This window comes from uncultured Lactobacillus sp. (assembly GCF_947367085.1).
In the GTDB taxonomy this organism is placed as follows: domain Bacteria; phylum Bacillota; class Bacilli; order Lactobacillales; family Lactobacillaceae; genus Lactobacillus.
Genome location: NZ_CANBCP010000085.1, coordinates 1 through 5,095, shown reverse-complemented (window position 1 = coordinate 5,095; position 5,095 = coordinate 1). Strand labels below are relative to the sequence as shown.

General features: G+C 36.9%; 5 protein-coding genes. All 5 read left to right on the top strand.

Annotated elements, in window-relative coordinates:
- The first annotated feature begins 152 nt into the window (after positions 1-152).
- The 5 genes from mraZ to mraY are packed head-to-tail and all read left to right on the top strand — an operon-like array spanning position 153 to position 5,060.
- A complete protein-coding gene (mraZ, locus tag Q0Y70_RS09390; protein ID WP_297820290.1) occupies positions 153-584 on the top strand; it encodes a division/cell wall cluster transcriptional repressor MraZ in 432 nt (143 codons plus the stop codon).
- Between the two features lie 2 nt (positions 585-586).
- Complete coding sequence (rsmH, locus tag Q0Y70_RS09385) at positions 587-1,534, top strand: 16S rRNA (cytosine(1402)-N(4))-methyltransferase RsmH (protein WP_297820287.1); 948 nt, start codon at positions 587-589, stop codon at positions 1,532-1,534.
- A 25-nt stretch (positions 1,535-1,559) separates the two neighbouring features.
- A complete protein-coding gene (ftsL, locus tag Q0Y70_RS09380) occupies positions 1,560-1,925 on the top strand; it encodes a cell division protein FtsL (protein ID WP_297820282.1) in 366 nt (121 codons plus the stop codon).
- The gene (locus Q0Y70_RS09375; RefSeq protein WP_297820279.1) at positions 1,925-4,081 is read left to right on the top strand and encodes a penicillin-binding transpeptidase domain-containing protein; all 2,157 of its coding nucleotides are present in this window, start codon (positions 1,925-1,927) and stop codon (positions 4,079-4,081) included. Before ftsL ends, Q0Y70_RS09375 begins: the two co-directional genes overlap by 1 nt.
- A 19-nt stretch (positions 4,082-4,100) precedes the next feature.
- Entirely contained in the window at positions 4,101-5,060 is a 960-nt protein-coding gene (gene mraY, locus Q0Y70_RS09370) for a phospho-N-acetylmuramoyl-pentapeptide-transferase (protein ID WP_297820276.1), read from the top strand.
- Positions 5,061-5,095 lie beyond the last annotated feature (35 nt).

Here is a 5,095-nt window from a genome sequence, read left to right as displayed (position 1 = left end):
AAGAGGCTGAAAACGTTGATATATCAGCCTTTTTATTTTTGAAAAAATCATAGAAGGAAAAAATAAATAATATAATAAGAAAAAAGTTGGGTAACTATGTGGTAGAAAGTGGTGATTTGTGGTAAATTAGTCTTTGGAAAGGGGGCTAGACCATGTTCATGGGTGAATATCATCACAATCTGGACAGTAAAGGTCGGCTGATCATACCAGCTAAATTTAGAGACCAGATTGGTGAAAACGTTGTATTTACTCGTGGAATGGAAGGCTGTATTTTTGGCTATCCTTTACCAGAATGGCAAAAAATCGAAGCTAAGTTAGCCAAACTTCCCCTGACTAAGAGAAGTGCTCGTAAATTTACGAGACTCTTTTACTCAGGTGCGATGGAAACGGAGTTCGACAAGCAGGGACGTGTCAATCTGACCACGACGCTAAAAACGCATGCTGGACTTGATAAAGAATGTGTTATCGTTGGTGTCTCAGATCGAATTGAAATTTGGTCAGCACAGCGCTGGGCGGATTTTGCTGAAGATGCTAACGAAAACTACGACGACATCGCTGAAGACTTGGATGACATTGAACTATAATTATGGAATTCAAGCATTATAGTGTACTTTTACACGAAACAATTAAGAATTTAAATCCAAAAAATGATGGTCTTTATGTGGACGCAACTTTTGGCGGCGGAGGCCATGCTCGATACTTACTCAGCAAGTTGAAATCGGGGACTGTGGTCGGATTTGATCAAGATGAATACGCTATTTCAGCAGCAAAGTTGAACTTTGCTGATAATTTGGCCGAAGGCAGCGAGCCGAGGTTAGAACTAGTTCATGATAATTTTTGCCATTTGAAAGATGATCTAGTAAAGCTAGGTTTTTCAGATGGAATTGATGGTATTTATTATGATTTAGGAGTTTCCTCGCCTCAATTTGATCAACCTGAACGTGGTTTCTCTTATCGCTTTAATGCTAGGTTAGATATGAGGATGGATCAAAGCCAAGAGCTTGATGCTTACACAATTGTAAATACTTGGTCACAAAAAGAGCTCGCTGATATTTTATATCAATACGGTGATGAAAAGTTTTCTCGCCAAATTGCTCGCAAAATTGTGGAAACACGAAGTCAGCATCCTATTGTCACGACTTTTGACTTAGTAGAAGTTATTAAAGAAGCTATTCCTGCTTTTGCTCGAAGAAGTGGGGGACATCCCGCTAAAAAGACATTTCAGGCAATTCGAGTAGCGGTGAACAATGAATTGGATGTTTTAAAAGAATCGCTGCAAGAAGCAATTAGTCTTTTAAAGCCAGGTGGCAGAATCTGTGTTATTACATTTCAGTCACATGAAGACAAGATCGTTAAGAAGATATTTAAACAATATTCAGAAGTTGAGATCCCTCGGGGAATGCCGATGGCTCCAGCTGATGCAAAACCAACATTGCGACTAGTAAGTCGCAAACCTATCATGGCAGGTAGCGATGAATTAAGGGAAAATAATCGCTCACACAGTGCCAAGTTGAGGGTTGCAGAAAAGTTATAGATAGTAGTTATTAAAGGAGAAAGCAATGGCTGATAGCTCAGCAAGAAATTTAAATTATCAACAGACCGTTCAACGTGAAACTGAGCAGCCAGAGAAAACTATAGTATTAAATCCTAAGAGTGTTCCCTGGAGTCGTTTAGAAAAGACGTTGATCGCAATAGGAAGTGTGATTACACTTGGACTAATGACTATGTTGGTTTCAGCCAGCGTTTCTTCAACTAATGCACAACATACATTAGCTAAAGAAGAACAAACTATTACTTCTAAGCAAAATCGTAATACCGATCTTCGTCAAGAAATTGGTGAATTAACATCAACTAGCAGAATGAACAAGATTGCCAAACAACAAGGTTTACGCTTGATTGAAAGCAATATTAGGAATGTCCGTTAATGAAAAAATTCAATAATTTAAACAGAAATAGATCCAAAGCCCACGGCTACCGCTTTACGGTGGGGAGAATCCTCCAAATAGTCTTGGCTTTGGTTTTTCTTGTATTTATAGGTAGATTTTTATATATAGGTATATCTCAAAAGGTTGCAGGTCAAGATCTGTCTAAACGAACTAATCAGCTTTATAGTCGAAATGAGGTTCTTAAAGCAACTCGCGGTTCAATTTATGATCACAATGGTTTAACGATTGCTGAAGATTCACATACATACACTGTCTATGCAATTTTAGATAAGAGTTCGGTTACTTATGACAATAAACCGATGTATGTTGTAAATAAGGAAAAGACTGCTCAAAAACTGGCTCAAGTTTTACCTTTAAGTGAAAGTGAAATATTAAAATACTTGAATCCCAAGCATAAAGCATATCAAGTTCAATTTGGAACTGCAGGTTCAGGTCTAACAATGCGTCAGCGCAAACAAATTGAGGCAATGAAATTGCCTGGTATCAGATTTATGGAAACTGCGTCTAGACTTTATCCAAATGGCGCGTTTGCTTCTCACGTAGTTGGACTGGCTCAGCTAGAAAACAATGAAAAGACTCATCAGCAAGATTTGGTAGGAACGATGGGGCTAGAACAGTATTTCAATAAACAATTAGCTGGTAAAGATGGTTATCGTGAAGCTTTTGTTGACGCTGAAAATTATCAAATGCCAAATAGCAGTCATACTTACAAGGCAGCCAAAAATGGTGATGATATTTACTTAACTTTGGATTCTCAACTTCAATCTTATTTAGAGAATTTGATGACTAGTGTTCAAGATAAATATAAGCCCAAGAGTCTAACAGCAGTCGTCGAAGACGTAAAGACGGGGAAAATTTTGGCAGCATCTCAAAGACCAACTTTTGATCCGCAAACTAAAAAGAATTTGAATTCAAATTGGCGTAATATTTTAATTCAAGATTCTTATGAAGCTGGGTCAGTATTTAAGATTCTTTCAATGACAGCCGCAATTCAATCTGGTCACTATAATCCAAATGAATATTATAAATCAGGCTCAATTACTCTTAATGGGTCAACTATTCATGACTGGAATGTGACAGGTTGGGGCAGTATTCCTATGTCTCAAGCGTTCCCTCGTTCAAGTAATGTCGGAATGGCAACCTTAGAGCAAAAGATGGGCAATGAGACTTGGAAAGAATATTTGAAGAAATTCAGAATTGGTCAGAAAACAAATGTGACTCTTCCTGGTGAAAATCCTGGATTTGTAAATATTAAGAGTAATCTGGATGGAGCAGTAACTTCTTTTGGACAAGGCGTTACAGTTAATGTTATGCAGATGATGCAAGTTTATAGTGCTCTAGCAAACGATGGCCAGATGTTAAAACCACAATTGGTCGAAAAGATAGTTTCACCATCGGGAAAAGTTATTTCTAAATTCCATAAAGAAAAAGTTGGTCAGCCCGTATTTTCAAAGCAGACTGCTCAAACGACTTTAAAGCTTATGCAAGATGTTTTAAATCCTAAATATGGGACAGGAGCTGCATATAATATTCCGGGTAAAAGTATTGCCGTAAAAACTGGAACAGCTCAAATTGCTTCACCTAAAGGTGGCTATTTATCGGGGGCTAATAACTATATCTTCTCAGTGGTAGGATTAACACCTGCTAATGATCCACGTTATTGTGTCTATTTAACTATGAGACAACCACAAAAGATGTCAGATCCTGCTGAAAAGATTTTGGCATCGATTTTTAAGCCCGTAATGAGTAGATTGATCTCATCAATGTCTACTGACAATGCACCACATATAGTTACCGTTCCACAATTAACTAATAAAAAACTATCAGTTGCACGCGAAAGTGCAGCTAAAGAAGGCTTAACACTGGAAGTGATCGGGACAGGACAAAGTGTGATTCGGCAAGCTTATGCAGCAGGCACTAAGACTGAATCGGGCAACAAAGTATTTGTCTTTACTTCAGGAACAGTTTATTGTCCGGATATGCGTTCATGGAGTAAAGAAGATGTAACCAACTTTGCCTCAAGTGCTCAGATTCCAATCAGTATAAAAGGTACGGGTCATAAAGTTGTTAGTCAAACCATACCTAAAGGGCAAGTTATAAATAAAGACAGCAAATTATCAGTTACTCTAAAATAAAGATTTAAAGGAGCTAAAAATGCAATATAGTTTAATACCATTTATCTCAAGCTTTGCGCTTACGGTAATAGTATTACCATTATTTATCGGTTTTATGAAAATGCATCATGAAGGACAACAAATTCGAGATGAGGGCCCAAAATGGCATGAGAAAAAATCTGGCACTCCGACGATGGGTGGTGTGGTTTTTGTCTTAGCCGCTATTATTTCAACAATTTGGGTTGCATTATGGCAAAAAGATCTAAGTAAGGTTGGATGGATTTTAATTATTGCATTTTTCGGCTATGGTCTAATCGGATTCTTAGATGATGGGATAAAGCTATACTTTAAACGTAATCTTGGTTTGAGAGCTTGGCAAAAGCTACTGGGCCAAATTATTATTGCAGCTTTAATTATTTTTATTGCATATAGTGATCATTTTCCATTTGAATTATATATTCCATTTGCAGGAATGGTAGAAAATGTTTTCTTGTTTTCAGCCTTTGTATTGATTTGGCTTGTTGGTTTTTCAAATGCAGTTAATCTATCTGATGGTTTGGATGGACTTGCAACAGGACTATCAATTATTGCATATGGAACTTACGCATATTTAGCTTATAAACAGAATAATATTATTATTCTAATCTTTACTTTAAGTGTAATTGGTGGTTTAGTCGGGTTCTTAATTTTTAACCATAAACCAGCTAAAATATTTATGGGTGATGCTGGTTCGCTAGCTTTAGGGGGCGGCTTAGCAGCAGTATCTGTTTTCTTAAATCGTCCTTGGTCATTATTATTAGTAGGGATAGTTTTCGTATTGGAAACTTTGAGTGTTATCTTACAAGTTATTTCTTTTCAAACTACAGGTAAGAGAATATTTAAAATGACCCCTATCCACCATCATTTTGAAATGCTGGGTTGGTCTGAATGGAAAGTTGATATTGTATTTTGGCTAGTAGGTTTGATTGGTAGCATCATTTATTTATGCATTTGGAGATAAGATAGAAAAATGAAACATATTAAAACATATGAAGG